15 protein-coding genes are annotated in these 17,857 nt (G+C 72.9%); 6 read left to right on the top strand and 9 right to left on the bottom strand.

The window, feature by feature from the left end:
• Positions 1-260 precede the first annotated feature (260 nt).
• On the top strand, positions 261-2,681 hold the full coding sequence (xdhB, locus tag NAEX_RS20415; protein WP_096329154.1) for a xanthine dehydrogenase molybdopterin binding subunit: 2,421 nt from the start codon (positions 261-263) through the stop codon (positions 2,679-2,681).
• 291 nt (positions 2,682-2,972) lie between these two features.
• Here xdhB and NAEX_RS20420 read toward each other — a convergent pair whose 3' ends face one another.
• A complete protein-coding gene (locus tag NAEX_RS20420; RefSeq protein WP_096329155.1) occupies positions 2,973-4,877 on the bottom strand; it encodes an acyl-CoA dehydrogenase family protein in 1,905 nt (634 codons plus the stop codon).
• A gap of 280 nt (positions 4,878-5,157) precedes the next feature.
• On the opposite strand from NAEX_RS20420, the gene NAEX_RS20425 reads away from it, so the two are divergent.
• The 3 genes from NAEX_RS20425 (at position 5,158) to NAEX_RS20435 (ending at position 8,633) form a co-directional block, all read left to right on the top strand.
• Entirely contained in the window at positions 5,158-6,186 is a 1,029-nt protein-coding gene (locus NAEX_RS20425; protein WP_096329156.1) for a hypothetical protein, read from the top strand.
• A 170-nt stretch (positions 6,187-6,356) separates the two neighbouring features.
• Positions 6,357-7,292, top strand: a complete 936-nt coding sequence (locus NAEX_RS20430; RefSeq protein WP_143140821.1) for a class I SAM-dependent methyltransferase — start codon at positions 6,357-6,359, stop codon at positions 7,290-7,292.
• 21 nt (positions 7,293-7,313) lie between these two features.
• On the top strand, positions 7,314-8,633 hold the full coding sequence (locus NAEX_RS20435) for a radical SAM/SPASM domain-containing protein (RefSeq protein ID WP_096329158.1): 1,320 nt from the start codon (positions 7,314-7,316) through the stop codon (positions 8,631-8,633).
• Positions 8,634-8,686: 53 nt separating this feature from the next.
• Here the strand turns inward: NAEX_RS20435 and NAEX_RS20440 are convergent, their stop codons facing one another.
• The 3 genes from NAEX_RS20440 to NAEX_RS20455 all read right to left on the bottom strand — a co-directional run bounded on the left by NAEX_RS20440 (position 8,687) and on the right by NAEX_RS20455 (position 10,940).
• Positions 8,687-9,274 (bottom strand): hypothetical protein, encoded by a 588-nt coding sequence (locus NAEX_RS20440; RefSeq protein WP_143140820.1) that lies wholly within the window; start codon positions 9,272-9,274, stop codon positions 8,687-8,689.
• Between the two features lie 421 nt (positions 9,275-9,695).
• Complete coding sequence (locus tag NAEX_RS20450; RefSeq protein WP_096329161.1) at positions 9,696-10,160, bottom strand: hypothetical protein; 465 nt, start codon at positions 10,158-10,160, stop codon at positions 9,696-9,698.
• 27 nt (positions 10,161-10,187) lie between these two features.
• A complete protein-coding gene (locus NAEX_RS20455) occupies positions 10,188-10,940 on the bottom strand; it encodes a hypothetical protein (RefSeq protein WP_096329162.1) in 753 nt (250 codons plus the stop codon).
• 194 nt (positions 10,941-11,134) lie between these two features.
• Here NAEX_RS20455 and NAEX_RS20460 point away from each other — a divergent pair, with 194 nt between their 5' ends.
• Positions 11,135-11,923 carry a coiled-coil domain-containing protein gene (locus NAEX_RS20460; RefSeq protein ID WP_096329163.1) on the top strand — a complete coding sequence of 263 codons (789 nt, stop codon included), beginning with the start codon at positions 11,135-11,137 and terminating at the stop codon, positions 11,921-11,923.
• A gap of 285 nt (positions 11,924-12,208) precedes the next feature.
• On the opposite strand, the gene NAEX_RS20465 is transcribed toward NAEX_RS20460, so the two are convergent.
• From NAEX_RS20465 to NAEX_RS20485, 5 genes are all read right to left on the bottom strand, one after another.
• Positions 12,209-12,988, bottom strand: a complete 780-nt coding sequence (locus tag NAEX_RS20465) for a GNAT family N-acetyltransferase (protein WP_096329164.1) — start codon at positions 12,986-12,988, stop codon at positions 12,209-12,211.
• A gap of 230 nt (positions 12,989-13,218) precedes the next feature.
• Positions 13,219-14,604, bottom strand: coding sequence for a high affinity choline transporter 1 (locus tag NAEX_RS20470; RefSeq protein WP_211302439.1), 1,386 nt, complete (start codon positions 14,602-14,604; stop codon positions 13,219-13,221).
• Between the two features lie 16 nt (positions 14,605-14,620).
• Positions 14,621-15,442: an SDR family oxidoreductase gene (locus tag NAEX_RS20475; RefSeq protein WP_096329165.1), complete on the bottom strand. Its 822-nt coding sequence runs from the start codon at positions 15,440-15,442 to the stop codon at positions 14,621-14,623.
• An 18-nt stretch (positions 15,443-15,460) separates the two neighbouring features.
• Positions 15,461-15,976: a transcription elongation factor GreB gene (gene greB / locus NAEX_RS20480; protein WP_096329166.1), complete on the bottom strand. Its 516-nt coding sequence runs from the start codon at positions 15,974-15,976 to the stop codon at positions 15,461-15,463.
• Between the two features lie 47 nt (positions 15,977-16,023).
• Positions 16,024-16,659: a hypothetical protein gene (locus NAEX_RS20485; protein WP_096329167.1), complete on the bottom strand. Its 636-nt coding sequence runs from the start codon at positions 16,657-16,659 to the stop codon at positions 16,024-16,026.
• A gap of 56 nt (positions 16,660-16,715) precedes the next feature.
• Here NAEX_RS20485 and NAEX_RS20490 point away from each other — a divergent pair, with 56 nt between their 5' ends.
• The gene (locus tag NAEX_RS20490) at positions 16,716-17,837 is read left to right on the top strand and encodes an LbetaH domain-containing protein (RefSeq protein ID WP_096329168.1); all 1,122 of its coding nucleotides are present in this window, start codon (positions 16,716-16,718) and stop codon (positions 17,835-17,837) included.
• Positions 17,838-17,857: the final 20 nt, after the last annotated feature.

Raw genomic sequence — 17,857 nt, forward strand, 5'->3', positions numbered from 1 at the left:
GAGGACTTCGGGACATGTCCTGGGGGACATGGCGCGGAGGACGTCGAGGCAGCTGCGAGCGGAGACGCGGCCGCGGCCGACCCGGCTGCCCAGGAGACGGCCGCGAGCGGCGACGCGGCGGGGCCCGGCGGAGCGCGGGCGCCCGGAGCCGCGGCCAGTGGCCGCGCGGAGACGGCATGGCCCATGAGACATGCCGCCTCGAACATGTGCGAAAGTTTCGGTAGCGCGTCGGCCTCGCGGCCGCGCCGGGAGGTGGTGCCATGACGGAGGTCTCGCAATCGCCGCTGCGGCGGCCGGCCGTGCACGAGAGCGCGCAGGGGCACGTGACCGGTTCGGCGCGCTACGTCGACGACCTGCCCGAGCCGGCGGGCATGCTGCACGGGCTGCCGGTGGGCTCGCCGGTGGCGCGCGGGCGGCTGGTGGCGCGCCGGGCCGAGCGCGCGCTGGCGCTGCCGGGGGTGCGTGCGGTGCTGTTCGCGGCCGACGTCCCCGGCCACAACCGGATCGGGCCGATCGTCCACGACGAGCCGCTGCTGGCCGAGGACGAGGTGTTCGCCGAGGGGCAGGTGGTCGCGCTGGTGCTCGGCGACTCGGTCGCGGCCTGCCGCGCGGGGGCGCGGGCGCTCGAGCTCGAGTTCGAGGAGCTGCCGGCGATCCTCACCGTCGCCGAGGCGCTGCAGGCCGGGTCGTTGCTGGCGCCGCCGCACGAGATGCGCCGCGGCGACGTGGCGGCGGCGATGGCCCGCGCGGCCGTGATCGTCGCGGGCGAGCTGCACACCGGCGGCCAGGATCATTTTTATCTCGAGACCCACGCGACGCTGGCGACCCCCGGCGAGAACGACACGCTCCACCTCGAGAGCTCGACGCAGCACCCGACCGAGGTCCAGCTCGCCTGCGCCGAGGTGCTGGGCTGCGCCCGCAACCAGATCGTCGTGTCGGTGCCGCGCATGGGCGGGGCGTTCGGCGGCAAGGAGTCGCAGGCCTCGCAGTTCGCGGCCCTCGCGGCGCTCGGCGCCCGTCACACCGGCCGCCCGGTCAAGGTGTGGCTGAGCCGCGACCTCGACATGACGATGACCGGCAAGCGCCACCCGTTCTGGTCGCGCTACCGCGCCGGCCTCGACGCCCGCGGCCGCCTGCTCGCGCTCGAGGTCGAGCTCGTCGCCGACGGCGGCTGGAGCGTCGACCTCAGCCCCGCGATCCTCGACCGCGGGATGTTCCACCTCGACAACGGCTACTTCGTGCCGAACCTCCACTTCGTCGGCAAGGCCGTGCGCACCAACAAGGCCTCGAACACGGCCTTCCGCGGGTTCGGCGGGCCGCAGGGCATGGCGGTGATCGAGGAGGTGCTGTCGCGCGCGGCCGAGCGGCTCGGCCTCGACCCGGCGGAGATCCGCCGCCGCAACTACTACGGCGACTGTCCCGACGAACATGGCCCGGAGAACATGGTCGATGTGCCAGTCCCGGACGGCGAGCGGACCAGCGCCGGCGCCAGCGTGATCAGCCTGGTGCGCGCGCGCTGCCTGACGCCGTACTACCAGGAGGTGCCGCACTGCCGGCTGCCGCGGATCCACGCCGAGCTGCTGGCGCGCTGCGACTGGGACGCGCGCCGGGCCGAGATCGCGGCCTGGAACGCGCGCTCGCCGTGGCAAAAGCGCGGGCTCGGCTTCATGCCGGTGAAGTTCGGCATCTCCTTCACCAACACGATGCTCAACCAGGCCGGCGCGCTGGTGCTGGTCTACGCCGACGGCAGCGTGCAGCTCAACCACGGCGGGACCGAGATGGGCCAGGGCCTGCACACCAAGATGCTGGCGGTGTGCGCCCACGAGCTCGGGGTGACGACGGCGCAGATCCGCTGCATGGCGACGGCGACCGACAAGGTGCCCAACACGTCGGCGACGGCGGCCTCGAGCGGGTCGGACCTCAACGGCATGGCGGTGCAGGCGGCGTGCGCGGAGATCCGCGAGCGCGTGCGGCCGGTGGCGGCCGAGCTGCTCGGCGCGGCGCCTGAAGCGGTGCAGTTCGTCGGCGGCGGGGCGGTGGGACCGGATGGCCGCCGCGTGCCGTGGAGCGAGCTGGCCAAGACCGCGTGGATGCGGCGGATCTCCCTCAGCGCCGCCGGCTACTACGCCACGCCCAACATCGCCTACGACCGCTCCGCCGGGCGCGGCAAGCCGTTCCACTACTTCGCCTACGGCGCGGCGGCGGTCGAGGTCGAGGTCAGCGGGCTGACGGGCGAGCACCGGATCTTGCGCGTCGACATCCTTCATGACGTCGGCAGCTCGCTGCTGCCGACGATCGACCTCGGCCAGATCGAGGGCGGTTTTATTCAAGGGGTCGGCTGGGTCACCGGCGAGGAGCTGGTGTGGGACGCGAAGGGCCGGCTCCTGACGCACGGGCCGTCGACCTACAAGATCCCGGCGATCGGCGACTGCCCGGCGATCTTCAACGTCGCCCTGCTCGAGCGCGCCGAACAGGACAGCACGATCCACGGCAGCAAGGCCGTCGGCGAACCACCGCTGATGCTCGGCCTCGGCGTGGTCTCGGCGCTGCGCCAGGCGATCGCGGCGTTCGGGCCGGGGGAGGTCGAGCTCGGCATCCCCTGCACGCCGGAGGCGATCCTCCGCGCGGTCGTGCGGCAGCGGACCGCCGCGGCGACGCGGGCCGCCGACGCGGCGGAGTGAGGGGTGCGTGTCCCGAGGAGCATGTCCTCTTCGACATGCTCTGCGAGACAGATCGATGCGTCGCTCGGGCGGGAGCAGCGCGAGGTCGAGGCCGCCGCGTACCCGTCGCTGCCGTAGTCCCTCACGCCGCAGGTGCCGCCGCCGGGGCGGGTGCTCCGGACGGCCGGAGTGGCGCCGAGGCGCCGGTCCCGGGCCAGGGGCGAGAACGCGCGGGCGCCTTCACGTCGCTGGCGCGCGCGGATTCGGGACCTCTGCGCGTCGCGACATGCGAGCGTCGGCGATGCGCGCGCGTCACTCGGCGGCGATGCGGCTGTCGTCGCGGTGGAGGCGGATGGTCTCGTCGGACAGCTCGCGGATCGCCGGGCTGTCGGCCAGGCCGCTCTCGAGCAGCTCGCTGAACTCGCCGTCGAGCAGGCGGCGGGCGGCGGCGTAGCGGGCGCGGTCGTCGTTGGAGCGGATCGCCCGGAAGCGGTCCTCGACGCGGCGGCGGGTCTGGCGGGCGAAGATGTCGGCGAGCTCGACCGCGGCTGTCCCTTCGGGCAGGCCGGTGCGCTGAAGGGTGGCGGCCCGGGTGACGGCGGCGGTGACGGCGAACAGGTCGGCGCCGATGTCGACGCAGCGGAACAGCAGGGCCTGGCGCTTCTCGAGCCTCGCGCCCTTGCCGACCATGAGGTGGAAGATCGCCCGCGACAGGCGACGGGTGGTCCGCTCGAGCCAGCGGACGTGCCGCGCGAGCGAGCCGAACTGGGCGTAACGCGGCCAGCGGCCCCAGCCGAGCCAGCGCGACGGGTACCACGCGGCGTAGAACGCCCCGATCCGCGGCAGCTGGGCCAGCTTCCGCTTCAGCGGAACCTTCGGGTCGACCAGGTCGCCGGCCACCGCGAGGTGGCGGTCGAGCGCCTCGCGGGCGATGAAGAGGCGCAAGATCTCCGAAGAGCCCTCGAAGATCAGGTTGATCCGGAAGTCGCGCAGCATGCGTTCGACCGGGATCGGCGGCTCGCCGCGGGCCTCGAGCGACTCGGCGGTCTCGTAGCCGCGACCGCCGCGGATCTGCAGGGTCCGGTCGACGATCTTCCAGCCCTCCTCGCTGTTCCACATCTTGGCGACGGCGGCCTCGAGGCGGATGTCGCGGTCACCGAGGTCGGCCATCGACGAGGCGAGGTCGGACAGCGCCTCCATGGCGAAGGTGGTCGCGGCCATGTCGGTGAGGAGCTGGGCGATCGCGTCGTGCTTGCCGATCTCCTGGCCCCACTGCACGCGGTGATTGGCCCACTGGCGGCAGATCTCGAGCGCCCGCTTGCTGGCGGCCGCGCACGAGGCGGGCAGGGTCAGGCGGCCGGTGTTGAGGGTGACGAGCGCGAGCTTGAGGCCGCGACCCTCCTCCCACAGCAGGTTCTCCTTGGGGACGTGGACGCCGTTGAAGCGGATGACGCCGTTCTCGATCGCGCGCAGGCCCATGAAGCGGCAGCGGTGGGCGACCTCGACGCCGGGCCAGTCGCGCTCGACGATGAAGGCGGAGATCTTGCCGGTGTCGGGGTGCCGGGCCATGACGACGTAGAGCTCGGCGATGGTGCCGTTGGTACACCAGAGCTTCTCGCCGTTGAGGATGTAGTCGCCGTTTTCGGTGCGCTCGGCGGTGGTGCTGAGGTTGCCGGGGTCGGAGCCGACGTCGCGCTCGGTGAGGGCGAAGGCGGACACGGCCCCGCGGGCGCAGCGGGGCAGGTACTTGGCCTTCTGGGCGTCGGTGCCGAACAGCTTGACCGGCTGCGGCACGCCGATCGATTGATGCGCGGACAGCAGGGCGACGAGGTTGCCGTCCTGGCTGGTGACGAGCTTGATGACCTCGCAGTACTCGCGCTGGGTGAAGCCGAGGCCGCCGTACTCGACGGGGATCTTCATGCCGAAGGCGCCCATGGCAGCGAGCTGATCGACGATGTGCTTGGGGATCTGGCCGTCGCGATCGATGGCGTCCGAGTCGACCTCCTCGGCGAGGAAGCGCCGCATCCGCTCGTAGAAGGCGCGGAAAGTCGGCCGCTCCGGCGGGGCGTCCGGGAACGGGTGGACGAGGTCGAGGCGGAAGTTGCCGAGGAACAGCTCCCGCAAAAAGGAGGGGGCGCTCCACTCGGTCTCGCGAGACTCCTCGGCGACCTGGCGCGCCTCGGCCTCGGTGAACGTCTTCGTGCGGCGGGTCGGCATGCGGCGAGTCTGATCGCAGTTGCGCGGGTTCGCCCCGGGCGCTCGGGGCGCCAAGCGCCGGCCGCCCCCGAGGCCCGCATGCACGCCCGCGGGTTTTGCGCGGGTCGGCGCGGCGGGCCCCGCGGGCGCAAACGTGTGCGCTCGCTCGCCCGCGGCGGTCTGCAACAGCTCGCTTGCGGTGATTTGCCGCGGATGTTTTCAAGGACATGTCCTATGGGACATCCGTGCGAACGATTCCGCGGTGTTCCGGCTGGCCCGCCGGGTGATAGGAGGGTGGCTCATGCGCAATCTCCTGGCTTCATGCTCGCTCCTGCTCGTCGCCTGCCCGGCTGACGAGGCGATGACTGTCTCTTCGGCCGGCTCGACGGCAGAGCCGCCGAGCACCGGCACGACGACCGGCCCGGCGCCGACGCCGAGCACGACGGATCCCGCGGAGCCGACGACCACGACGGGACCGACGAGCACGACCGGCGAGGAGGGCGTGGCGGGGCTCGAGCTGATGCCGCGGCTGGCGGGGCTGTGGAGCGGGCCGGCCTCGATGACGCCGCTGGGGACCTTTCCGCGGATGAACATGGACGTGCGCGCGGCCTCAAGCCAGGTGCTGTTCAGCCGGGCGGACCTCGACGCGAACAACAACCTGCGGTTCGCCTTCGAGGTCGAGGACCACGGGTCGGGGCCGGTGCTGGTGTACCGCAACGGCGGCTACTTCCTCGGCCTGCTCCGCGACTCGCGGGCGGTGCTGACCGAGCATACCGCTTCGAGCTGGCGGTTCTGCTCGGCGACGAAGGGCTGCGAGTACATCGACGCCGCGTTCTCGTTCGACGGCGACGACCACCTGATCCTCGACGTCAAGGTGAAGGGCGTGCAGCACGTGTACTGGGACGCGCTGCGCGAGGAGACGCGCGCGCTGCCGGAGCCGTTCCCGGCCGATACCACGCCGCTCGCCCCGGACGCTCCGTTCCCGCCGATGCCGAGTCTGAAGATCGACGTCGGCTGGGCCGCGCCGCTGGAAGAGGAAGGCGGGGTGTGGGCGATCGTGACGACCGAGCCGTGCGACCTGCAGTTCACTTGTAAGCACAGCCGCTCGCTGCTGGGACCGGCCGCGGCGGGGTCGACGTCGGCGTCGCTGCTGCTCGACCAGATCCACGCGGGCGACTACAAGCTGACCGTGGTGCTCGACCGCAACGGCAACATGGCCGAGACGCTGTTCCCCGACGCGGGCGACGGGGTGTCGGCGCCGAACCAGGCGGTGACGGTGGCGCCGAGCGGCGAGACGAGCGTGAAGGCGACGATCGTCGTCGACCTGTGAGATTGTGTCTCGGAGGATATGTTTTATGGAACATGTCCTTCGGGCGGTCCGCCGGCGGCGCCGGCTGACAGGGCGGGCAGCCGGTGCGCCGCGATCTGCGAGCCGCGGCGGAGGTCGCCGAGCCGCGGCGGCGTTCGCGGGGCGCGAGGCTCGGTGCTATGCTCGCGCGCGTGTCGCCCGAGGTCCAGCGGCTGGCCGCGCTGTTCGAGGAGGAGCTCCAGGCGCTGGCCGAGGTGCCGCTGGCGGAGCTGGTGGCAGGGCGCGCGCTGCCGGAGCCGAGCGCGGCGCTCGTCGATCACCTGCGGGGGCACCGCGCGACGCTGGCGGCCTGGCTGCGCACGCCGGCCTGCGCCGAGGCGCTGTGCGTGCGGCTGGCCCGGTGGCTGTGGAGCAGAAATCAGTACGTGCGGCTCGACCGCGCGGCGTTGACGGCGGCGTGCGCCCGGGCGGCGAGCGAGCTGGCGGACGGGCTTCTGAGCGGAGCTGACGCGAAGGACATGTCCGAACGGCTAGTACGCGCGGGACAGGAGCTGCAGGCCCGGGTGGCGGCGCTGGTCCGCGCCGGCGGCGGCAAGACGGACGTGGTCTGCAGCGAGTACGCGGTGACGCTGCAGCGCGACGCGCTCGGCCTCGGCGACGCGCCGCTGACGCCGCCGGTGCTCGACGTCGGCTGCGGGCGCTCGGCCGGGTTCGTGCGCGCGCTGCGGGCCGAGGGGGTGGCGGCGACCGGGCTCGACCGCGAGGCGCCGGAGGACGTGGCGCTAGTCGGCGACTGGCTGACCTTCCCCTTCGGACAGGATCGCTGGGGCACGATCGTCTCGCACCAGGCGTTCTCGCTCCACTTCATCCACCAACACCTGGCCCAGGGCCCCGAGGCCTACGCGTACGCGCGGGTGTACATGGCGATGCTGCGCTCGCTGAAGCCGGGCGGGCGCCTGGTCTACGTGCCGGGGCTGCCGTTCGTCGAGTCGATGCTGCCGGCGAGCACGTACCGCTGCACGCGAACGCCGCTGCCGGAGGCGATGATGACGGAGGCGGTCCACGCGCTCGAGCGCGCGGCCGGGTTCGAGCTGGCGTACGCGGCCCACGTCGAGCGGCTGGTCTGAGGTTCGTGGTAGCCTGCGGCGGTGGGGATCCGCGAAGAGCGTCGCCGCCTGCCGATCGTGGCGTTGGCCCCGCCGACGCGCTCGCGCAGGGCGCTGCCGATCGCGGCGGGACAGGCCCCGGTGCCGCGGATCGTGGTGTGGGAGTTCACCAGCGCGTGCGACCAACACTGCGCCCACTGCGGGCCACGCTCGGGCAAGCGCCGCCCCGACGAGCTGACGACCGAGGAGGCGCTGCGCCTGGTCGACGAGCTGGCGGCGGCCGGCGTCGGGGAGGTGACGCTGATCGGCGGCGAGGCGTACCTGCGCCCCGACGTGCTGCGGATCGTGCGCGCGATCCGCGAGCGCGGGATGAGCTGCACGATGACCACCGGCGGCTACAGCCTGACCCGCGAGATCGCCGAGGCGCTGGTCGAGGCCGGGGTGCAGAGCGTGTCGGTGTCGATCGACGGGCTGGCGGCCTGTCACGACGCGCTGCGCGGGCGGCCGAACAGCTTCGCCCGGGCGTTCGCGGCGCTGCGCCACCTGAAGGCGGCGGGCTCGCAGATCTCGGCGAACACGCAGCTCAACGCGAAGACGCTGCCGGACCTCGAGGGGCTGCTCGAGCTGCTGGCGGCGGAGGGGATCCACAGCTGGCAGGTGCAGGTGACGATGGCCCACGGGGCGGCGGCGGACCACCCGGAGATCTTGCTGCAGCCGTACCAGATGATCGCGGCGTACGAGGTGGTAGAGCGCTTGCTCGCCCGCTGCGAGGCGCTGGGGATCCGGCTCTACCCGGGCAACAGCCTCGGCTACTTCGGCCCGCTCGAGCACCGCCTGCGCCGCAACTCGACGCAGCGCGGGCACTACTTCGGCTGCCAGGCGGGGATCTCCGGCGCCGCGGTGTCGAGCCACGGGGAGGTCAAGAGCTGCCCGAGCCTCGGCGAGGAGGGCGTGGGCGGCTCGTGGCGAGAGCACGGGTTCGCGGCGCTGTGGGAGCGGGCGCCGGAGATCGTGTACATGCGCCAGCGGACCCGCGCGGAGCTGTGGGGCCTGTGCGCGAGCTGCTACTACGCGGCGGTGTGCATGGGCGGCTGCACGTCGATGAGCGAGCCGCTGCTCGGCCGCCCGGGCAACAACCCGATGTGCCATCACCGGGCGCTCGAGCTCGACCGCCAGGGGCTGCGCGAGCGCATCGAACCGGTTCGCCCGGCGCCGGGGCAGCCGTTCGATCACGGGCTGTTCAGGCTGATCCTCGAGCACAAGGACCCGGAGCTGCGCGCGCTCCACGGGCCGCTGACGATCGAAGAGCCGCGACGCTCCCGCGTCGACGAGCCGCGCGGGCCGGGTTCGCCGCTCGCGTGAGCGGCTTCTCGGAGGGCTCTCGGGACATGTCCAGAGGAACATGTCCCCTGGCGCTAGTTGAGGTCGTCGTTCTGGGCCGGCGGCGCGCCGTAGGGCAGCGGCAGGGTGTCGAAGGTGTCGTTGGTGGTCGAGTCGGTGTCGGTGCCGGTGCTCGTGGTGGTGGTGCCCTCGGTGTCGAGGGTGGTGGTGCCCTCGGTGTCGAGGGTGGTGGTGCCCTCGGTGTCGAGGGTGGTGGTCGACGTGTCCTCGGTGGTGGTGCCCTCGGTGGTGGTCGCGGGCCCTTCGGTCGCGGTGTCGCTGGCGGACGGGTCGCCCGTGCTGGTCGAGGTCGAGGTGCTGGTCGAGGTCGAGGTGCCGGCGGTGTCGCTGACGGTGCCGGTGCTCGTGAGGGGCTCCTGCGTGGTCTGCGTCGTCTCCGAGGCGCCGGTGCTGGTGCCCGTGGTGGTGCCGCTGTCGCTGTCGCTGATGCTGCCGGCGGTCTCGTCGACGGGCCGCTCGGAGCAGCCGGTAAGGCCGACGCCGAGCATCGCGCCCAGCACCAGGGCGGGGAACACGGGGGCCGAACGCAGCGCAGCACCGCAGAAGCAGCAGGTGGCGACTTCGCCCAGGATGTGACGGGAACACGCGGGACAGAGCTGCACAGCGGCAGCATAGGCGAGTTCGCGGCGGGCGAGTAGCCCTCGGCGGGGCGCGAGCGGGTCGCGGCGTTGACGCTGGGGCGGGTGTGGAGCGATCTGCCGAGCGCCGGCGAGATCCCGTGCGTGCGTGCGCGACAGGCCGGCTTCACGATGCAGGCGACGGCGGCGAGGTCGATCGCGTGGGCGCGTCGGCAGCGGCTGAGTACGCTCGGCGCTCGAGCGGTCCGCGCGTGGCACGGGCTGCAAGCAGGGCGGACTCGCGCGGTGAGGTGCCTCCGGCCGACGGTGGGCCGAGTCGAGGTGGCGGCGAGTCTTATAGATGTCTATATGGACATGTCCTCGAGAACATGAAGAGAGGATGGCGGTCGGTTCGTGCGGCCGCGAGCTCGCCGCGTCATCGAGCCGGCAAGACGCTGGTGAAGGCTCAGGCGTGGTCGCCGGCGCGCGCGTCGAGCACGCGGGCGAGGCCGTCGAAGTAGTCCTCGACGTCGGCGAAGCGGGCGGTGTAGGCGGCGTGAACGAGGCCGCCCAGGTGCGGCGTGCGGCCGTTCCAGCGGGCGCTGCGGCCGTCGGCGCGTTCGCGGTGGTACTCGGGCGCGAGGGCCATCAGCTGCTCGTCGCTGGCGCCGACGGCCGCGCGCCAGAAGGCCTCGCCCTGGGCGACGATCCAGCCGGTGAGGTCTTCGGTGGAATCCTCCGACCAGTAATACTTGCCGCTCGCGTCGAGCGGGCCTTCCCAGCTCGAGCGAACGTCGGCGCTGGCGTCGACGACGTCGGCCGCGAGCTCGAGCAACGCCTCGGCGTCGAGGTCGGTCAAGCGTCGCGCGAGCGCGGCGCCGTCGGGCTGGGTCTCGGCGAGCAGGGCGAACAGGCGATAGCGTGGGGCCACGAGCGCGACTGTAGCGCGGACGGCGGGCTACGGACACTCGGGCAGCGGGCCGTCCATGCAGGGCTCGAAGCCGGGGGGCAGGCAGCCGGAGGCCACGTCGAAGGCGACGTCGGGCTGGCCGATCGGACAGACGGTGACGACGGCGGGCGGGCAGGGCGGCTGCAGCTTGTCGCAGGCGAGGAACTGCTGGGCGTCGAAGTCGGCGCAGACCGTCATGTTCTCTTCGACGTGCGGGGCGCCGAAGTGGGCGGTGCAGTTGGGGTCCGTGGCGCAGGTGGCCTCGTCGAAGCCGAGGCAGGCCTCGCCGCACTGGGTGAGCATGGTGGTGCAGGGCTCGAGGTCGGGCGGGACGCAGGTGTCGTCGAGGAGGTAGACCTCGAGGCTGTCGGGGCGGCAGGCGGTGGTGGGCACCGCGCCGCAGTCGGTCTGGACGATGCACCCGAGGTAGGCGGGCAGCGGGGTGCAGCCGGGGAACTCGAACGGGGCGCCGAAGACGGGGCGACAGCCGGCCGTGGAGCCGCAGGTGAGCTCGTCGAGGCCGTCGCAGCCGGGGCCGCCGGTGGTGGTGGCGTCGGTGGTCGGGAGCGCCTCGGTGGTGGTGCCTTCGCTCGTGCCGGTGTCGGGGCCCTCGCTCGTGGTGCCGGTGACCGCGGTGGTCGAGGTCGTGTCGGGCTCGACGGTCGTGGAGTCGCTGGCGCTGTCGTTGCCCGGGTCCTTGGGGTCCCCGATGATCTGGCAGGCCGCGAGGCCGAGGAGGAGCGAAGCGTAGAGGATGCGCATGGGCCCATCGTAAGAGATCGGCAGCCATCGTGACTTCGCCAAGGTCGAGGCCGCTGCGATGAGCGGGCGAGCGACCGCAGGCGCGGGCTGCGAGGCGCGAAGCGCCGCGTTCGCAGGGGGGCGCGTCGGCGCGCGGCGGCCGAGGCGGGAGGCATGCGGAGCCGCGGCGCCGAACGGTGCATAATGCGGAGGCCATGCCGAAGCCCGAGTCCGACCCGAGCGACGCCCAGGTCCACGCCGACGCAGCCCTCGCCGACGCCGAGCGACGGCTGGCGGAGCTGAGCGCCGAACTGCAAGCGACGCGCGAGACGCTCGAGCGCGAGCGCTCGGAGCAGCGGGCGTGGGAGCTCGAGCGCGGCTCACTGCGCGGCGATCTGGCGGAGGCGCGCCGACGACTCGACGCCGAGTCGCAGGCGCACGCGCAGACCCGCGGGGCTCACGACCTGATCGAGAGCCGGGTGGCGACGCTGGAGGCGGAGCTGGCCGAAGCGCGCCGGGAGACGAACCGCCAGCGCGAGCGCGGTGACAAGGCGCAGCGCGAGCTGGAAGACACCCGCCGCCAGCTCGAGGCCGAACGCACCAATCACCGGGCGACCCGCGAGCGGACGGAGGCGCTCGAGAGCGGACGCGCGAAGGCCGGGCAAGAACTGGCGGCCCTGCAGGCGCAGGTCGAGCGCGCGGTGGCCGAGGCGAACGAGCTGCGGCTGAAGCTGACGGCCGACCAGACGGTGCTGCTCGAGGCGCAGTCGCGCTGCGAGTCGCAGGCGAAGGAGCTGGCGCTGCTCGGCGAGCGCGCGGCGGCGGCGAAGCGGGCCCTGTCCGAAGAGACAGCCGCGCACGCGGACACGCGCCGCCAGCTGGAAGCGATGCGCGAGGCGATCCGCAGCGACGAGCGCCGCCGCCAGCGCCGCACGATCGCCGGCGTGGTCGGCGGAGCGGCGCTGGGCGCGGCGCTGTTCCTGCGGCGGCGGCTGGGCGGCTGAAGGGCGCTCTGCACCCGCGGCTCGCGGACCGAGAGTGCTCCTGCGCCCCCGGCTGGCGGATCGAGGAGTGCTCCTGTGCTGCGGCTCGCGGACCGAGATGTGAGCATCTCTTACGAGTCTGCGCGAACACGCAAGGTGGAGCGCGGGGAGCAGGCCGCGAGCACCGAGGTCTGGGACCGAGGGCGTCGACGTCTGCCGGCGTCGCGGGTGAGTCGGGCGCCGGCGGGCGGCGCAAGCACAAGTCCCGAAGGGCATGCCCTTAAAAACATGTCCTTTGGAGAAGACTCAGCGGTTGAAAAATACCGGCATCTCGACGACGGGGACGAAGCCGAGGCGAGTGAGGATCGGGGCGGAGGTGGTGGCGCGGGCGTGGGTGGTGACGAGCGCGAGGCCGCGGGCGGCGGCGTGGCGGACGCGGTGGGCCAGCAGCGTGCGGTAGGCGCCGCGCGAGCGTTGACCCTCGAGGACGACGGCGCCGATGAGGAAGGCCGAGCGGGGGAGGGCGGCGTAGTTGCCGATGCCGATCGGCTCGCCGTCGCGGCGGGCGAGGAAGAGGTGGTTGCGATCGTCCGTCGGGTCGGCGAGGACGGATCGCTGATAGGCGAGGATCGGGGCGGGGTCGACGTTCCAGCCGCGGGCGGTGACGTCGGCGTGGAGCTCGACGTTGTCGGGGCCGACGGGCTCGACGACGATGCCGTCGGCCTCGGGGATCTGCAGGTCCTCGATCGCGGCGGCCATGGCGACGACGCGCTCGCTGCGGAGGCCGCGACGCGCGAGCCGCTCGGCCAGGTCGAGCGGGCGACAGTCGGGGGTGACGGTCCAGCGGAAGCGGATGCCCTGCGCGGCGTACTGGGCGAGCGTGGCGTCGATGACCGCCTCGACCTCGTCGTCGCCGAGGCGGGCGAACGCGACTTCATTGAAGCCGCCCTCGCGGAAGGACGGGGTGAGCAGCTGAAACCAGTCCGGGCGCTCGTAGACCTGGGTGTCGGCGTAGGCGCCCCGAGCCTGGCGCGGCGAGACCAGCACCTCGTGCAGGAGTTCTTCGCGGGTGAAGCCGGCGAGCATGGGTGAAGCGTAGACGAAGAAGGCGGCGCTTGGCAGGCTGCAGACGGACGGCCGCGGGCCGTCGCCCGGCAGCCCCGACGGAGGCGGCGGGCAGCGCTCGGAGGAGCTCGGCCGCGTGGGTTGCCGTGAGAACGGCACGCCGGCGCGACGGCGGCGAAGCGCGGGGGACGGTTGCGGCGGCTCGCGGTGACGCTGCCGAAGAAGGACGGGCGGCGCGGGTGCGATGGCCTTCAGGGCATGTCCGGAGGGACAGGCGAGCCACGGCGGCGCTCGAGCAGGGCGACGGTGACGTAGACGACGAGGGCGGCGACCATCGAGGCGAGGAAGGGGGCGGGGGTGAGGCCGAGGTAGCGGCCGAGCAGCCACAGCACGAGGCCGACGAACATGGCCGCGAGGGCGCTCCTGGGCCCGCCGAAGCGGCTCCACAGGGCGAAGGTGAAGACGACGACGAGGCCGCCGCCGGTGAACCCCGAGGCGTCCTCGACCAGGTCGTGGACGCCGTCGGCGGCGCGGCCGACCAGGTAGGCGAGGACGCCGAACACGAGGGTGCAGAGGCGCGAGACCTGCAGGCGCTGGCGGTCGCTCATGCCGGGGCGCATCGGCTCGACGAGGTTGCGCGCGACCACCGACGAGACGGCCAGGAGGGCGCCGTCGACGGTCGAGAGGATCGCGGAGATCAGGGCGCCGATGAACAGGACGTAGGCGACGGGGCCGAGCAGCTTCGAGGCGACGGCGGGGAGGATCTGCTCGGGGTGTTCGAGCGGGCCGACGAAGCCGACGCCGACGAGGCCGACCAACACGGGGATCAGGCCGATGAGCAGGTAGAGGCCGCCGCCGAGCAAGGTGCCGCGGCGGGCCACGACCGGCGAGCGACAGGCGAGCACGCGGACGATCAGCTCCTGGGCGGCGAGCGAGCCGAAGATCGGGATCGCCCAGGCGTCGAGGGTCTCGAGCAGCGAGGTCGAGGATGACCCGAAGGACAGCCGCTCGGGGGCGACGCTCGCGAGCGCGGGGCCGAGGCCGCCGGCCGCGTCGACGACGGCCCAGCCGAGCAGGCCGAGGCCGATGACGAGGGCGATGCCCTGCACGAGGTCGGTGACGACGCCGGCCATGAGGCCGCCGGCCGAGGCGTAAGCGACGACGGTGCCGGCGGCCAGGGCGATCGCGACCTCGATGTTCATGCCGGTGCTGGCCGCGAGGACCTGGCCGAACGCGCGGATCTGGGCCCCCGCCCACAGGAACGAGGTGGGCGTGACCAGCAGCGCGGTGACCCGCTCGACGGCGGGCGAGTAGCGCTGGCGCATGAGGTCGGCGATCGTGGCGATCCCGCGGCGCCACAGCGCGGCGGCGAACACGAGGCCCATGAGCAGCAGGCACAGGGCGTAGCCGAACGGGTCGGCCGAGCCGCCGCCGAGGCCGTGCTCGGCGATCTGGCCGGCGGCGCCGATGCAGGTCTCGGCGCCGAACCAGGTGGCGAAGATCGTGAAGGTGGCGAGGACGTAGCCGAGGCTGCGCCCCGCCAGCAGGAAGTCCTCCTGGCTGCGCACGCGCCGGGCCATCCACAGACCGAGCGCGAGCTGGGCGAGGACGTAGGCGATGACGCCGGCGATCAGCAAGGCCGCGAGGCGGGGCTCAGTCGACGAAGAAGTCGGGAGCCAGCTCGGCGCCGGGGACCACGGAGTACTGCTCGAGGTCGGTGACGCCGGCGCTGCGCAGGAGATCCTCGTCGATGAAGAAGTTGCCGGTGCAGGCGCGGCTCGGCCGGGTGAGGATGTGATGGGCGGCGTCGGCCATGATGTCGGGCTTGCGGCTGGCGGCGATCATCATGTCGCCGCCGAGCATGTTGACGGCGGCGGTGGCGATGGTGGTGCGCGGCCACAGGGCGTTGACGGCGATGCCGTCCTCCTCGAACTCGGCGGCCATGCCGAGGACGCACATGCTCATGCCGTACTTGGCCATGGTGTAGGCGACGTGCGGCTTGAACCACTGCGCCTTCATCGACAGCGGCGGGCCGAGGTTCAAGATGTGCGGGTTCTGGGCCTGCTTGAGGTGCGGGATGCAGGCCTGCGAGCACAGGAAGGTGCCGCGCGTGTTGATCTGGTGCATCAGGTCGTAGCGCTTCATCGGCGTGTCGAGGGTGCCGGTGAGGCTGATCGCGCTGGCGTTGTTGACGAGGATGTCGATGCCGCCGAAGTGCTTGACCGCGCGCTCGACCGCCCCGTACACCTGCTCGTCGCTGCGGATGTCGCACACGAGCGGCAAGGCTTTGCCGCCGGCGGCCTCGATCTCCGCCGCGGCGGTGTAGATCGTGCCGGCCAGCTTGGGGTGCGGGTCGGCGGTCTTGGCGGCGATGACGACGTTGGCGCCGTCACGAGCGGCGCGGACGCCGATGGCGAGGCCGATGCCGCGGCTGGCGCCGGTGATGAAGAGGGTCTTGCCTTGCAGGGTGCTCATGGGTTCTCGCGTGCGGGTTCAGGGCCGGGGCGGCTGGTAAGAGATGGCGGTGATCGTGAAAGTGACGCTGCCGCGCGGGCGCTGGACGGTCGCCTCGTCGTCGACCTCCTTGCCGAGGAGGGCCCGCGCGACCGGCGAGGCGACGCTGATCTTGCCGGCCTCGACGTCGAACTCGTCGGGGCCCACGAGCTGGTAGTGGACGACGTTGCCGTCCTCGTCCTCGAGCGTGACCCACGCGCCGAAGGTGACCTTGTCGGGCGCCCGCGCCGGCGGATGAAACACGGTCAGCGACTCGATGCGCTTGGCCAAAAACTCGAGGCGCTTGTCGATCTCCCGCAAGCGGCGCTTGCCGTAGATGTACTCGGCGTTCTCCGACCTGTCCCCGAGGGCAGCCGCGGCCGAGACCTCGCTCGTCACCCGCGGCCGCTCGACCTTCCACAGGTGGTCGAGCTCGTCGCGCAGCTTCTTCATGCCGGCGGCGGTGATGTAATGCGGCGCCTTGGGGCGCTCGCCCTCGGGCGCGTCGTTCGCCATGGGCCAGACGATGGCCGCGCGGGCGGCCCGAGGTCAACCCCGATTCCTCAACCCGGGCGGAGCGCGCGCGGAGGCCCCGACAGCGCCGGCGCCTCCTCGGCCTCGACGAGGGCCTGGGCGACGATCAGCTCGGCCCGCTTCCGGCCCTGGCTCAGGCGGGCGGCGGCGAGGAAGAGGGCGGCGGCTCCGACCACGCCCAGCGTGATGCCGGCCCACATGATCAGCGGGGCGAGCAGCGCGCCGAAGGCCGTGATGCCGAGCGAGAAGCCGCCGAGGATGAAGCCGCCGAGAGCGAGGTTGCTGCGGCCGGCGCCGGCGTCGACGTCGACCTTGACGAGGGCGCCGCCCTGGCCGTCGCCGTCGGCGTGGATCTTGTAGACCACGCCGGCGCTGTCATCGACGATGTCGGCGCGGCTGGGGCCCTGGCGATGGCCGGTGTGACCGACCTGCTTGGCGAAGGCCCGCCGCACGACGTCGAGCGCCTGCTCCGGCGGCACGTCGAGCCGGGCCTCGGCGCTGTACTGGGCCGGCTCGCCGCCGTCGCTGCGCCGCACCAGGGCCTTGCCGCCGGGCTGTGGGCCGTTGCGCTCGACCAGCGCCCGGCGGAGCTCCTCGGGCGTGATTCCCGCCTCCGCTGCCGCCTCGCGCAGCTCCTGTTCCGAAAGGCCAGCTCCCGCGTTCATCGCCCTCCAAGCCTACCCGATCTCTGCGCTCGCGGCGCGTGGTAGAAAGCCCGGCCATGACGGACGTCGCAGCGATCGAGGCGCGGCTTTCGGCGCTCGCGGGGCGTGGGGTGCAGATCATCGATCCCCGCCAGACCTACGTGGCGCCCGAAGTGCGCGTCGAGCGGATCCACGCAGGGGTCGTGCTCCACCCGGGGACGCGGCTGCAGGGCGCGCGCACTTTTCTCGGGCCGGGCGCCGAGCTCGGGCGCGAGGGCCCGGTGGTCGCGGTCGACTGCGTGCTCGGCGAACGCGCGCGCATCGACGGCGGCTACGCGTCCGGCGCGGTGCTGCTGCGCGGCGCCTCGGCCGGCTCGGCCGCGCACCTCCGCGAGGGGACGCTGCTCGAAGAGGAGGCCAGCACGGCCCACGCGGTCGGGCTCAAGCACACGATCGTGCTGTGCTTCGGGACCCTGGGGTCGCTGATCAACTTCTGCGACGTGCTGCTGGCCGGCGGGACGTCGCGCGAAGATCACTCCGAGGTCGGCAGCGGGTTCATTCACTTCAACTTCACGCCCTGGGGGGCGCGCGGCGACAAGGCGACGGCGTCGCTGGTCGGCGACGTGCCCCGCGGGGTGCTGCTCCGCGAGCGGCGGATCTTCCTCGGCGGCGCCGGCGGCATGGTCGGGCCGCGCGAGGTCGGCTTCGGCGCGGTGACGGGCGCGGGGCAGGTGGTGCGCAAGGATGTCCCCGAGGACAGGTTGGTGGTGCAGCCGCCGCGCGCGGTCGACCACGCGTACGCGCCCGACCAACTCGACGCGGCCGAACCTCGGGCGCGCCGGCAGGTCCGCTACATCGCCCAGCTGCACGCGCTGCTGGCGTGGTACCGGCAGGTGCGGCTGGCCCGGGTGCCCGAGTCGCGCGCGGATGTCCGCGAGGTCATGACGGCGGCGATCGACACGCTCCAGCTGTGCGTCGCCGAGCGCGAGAAGCGGCTCGGCGCATTCTTGAAGGAGCGCGGGGTCGAGATGCCGAAGCTCGTGGCGCCGGCGCTGGCGTGCCCGCTGGTGCTCGCGGCGGAGGAGCCGTACGTCGACCACGTCGAGTGGGTCCGCGGGCTCGGGGCGGCGGACGTGACGCGCTGCGTCGAGTGGTTGCGGGCGGTCGAGGCGGCAGTGATCGACTCGGGGCAGCTCTGACGATCGATGGCCGCGTACGC

The sequence above is a fragment of the Nannocystis exedens genome, from assembly GCF_002343915.1.
Classification (GTDB): Bacteria; Myxococcota_A; Polyangia; order Nannocystales; family Nannocystaceae; genus Nannocystis; species Nannocystis exedens.

Bases quoted from the DNA above. Each gene is read 5' to 3' on its own strand.
- NAEX_RS20460 (WP_096329163.1), top strand. From the start codon at position 11,135: ATGCCGAAGCCCGAGTCCGACCCGAGCGACGCCCAGGTCCACGCCGAC.
- NAEX_RS20455 (WP_096329162.1), bottom strand. From the start codon at position 10,940: ATGCGCATCCTCTACGCTTCGCTCCTCCTCGGCCTCGCGGCCTGCCAG.
- NAEX_RS20485 (WP_096329167.1), bottom strand. From the start codon at position 16,659: ATGAACGCGGGAGCTGGCCTTTCGGAACAGGAGCTGCGCGAGGCGGCA.
- NAEX_RS20475 (WP_096329165.1), bottom strand. From the start codon at position 15,442: ATGAGCACCCTGCAAGGCAAGACCCTCTTCATCACCGGCGCCAGCCGC.
- NAEX_RS20420 (WP_096329155.1), bottom strand. From the start codon at position 4,877: ATGCCGACCCGCCGCACGAAGACGTTCACCGAGGCCGAGGCGCGCCAG.
- xdhB (WP_096329154.1), top strand. From the start codon at position 261: ATGACGGAGGTCTCGCAATCGCCGCTGCGGCGGCCGGCCGTGCACGAG.
- NAEX_RS20425 (WP_096329156.1), top strand. From the start codon at position 5,158: ATGCGCAATCTCCTGGCTTCATGCTCGCTCCTGCTCGTCGCCTGCCCG.
- NAEX_RS20465 (WP_096329164.1), bottom strand. From the start codon at position 12,988: ATGCTCGCCGGCTTCACCCGCGAAGAACTCCTGCACGAGGTGCTGGTC.
- greB (WP_096329166.1), bottom strand. From the start codon at position 15,976: ATGGCGAACGACGCGCCCGAGGGCGAGCGCCCCAAGGCGCCGCATTAC.
- NAEX_RS20490 (WP_096329168.1), top strand. From the start codon at position 16,716: ATGACGGACGTCGCAGCGATCGAGGCGCGGCTTTCGGCGCTCGCGGGG.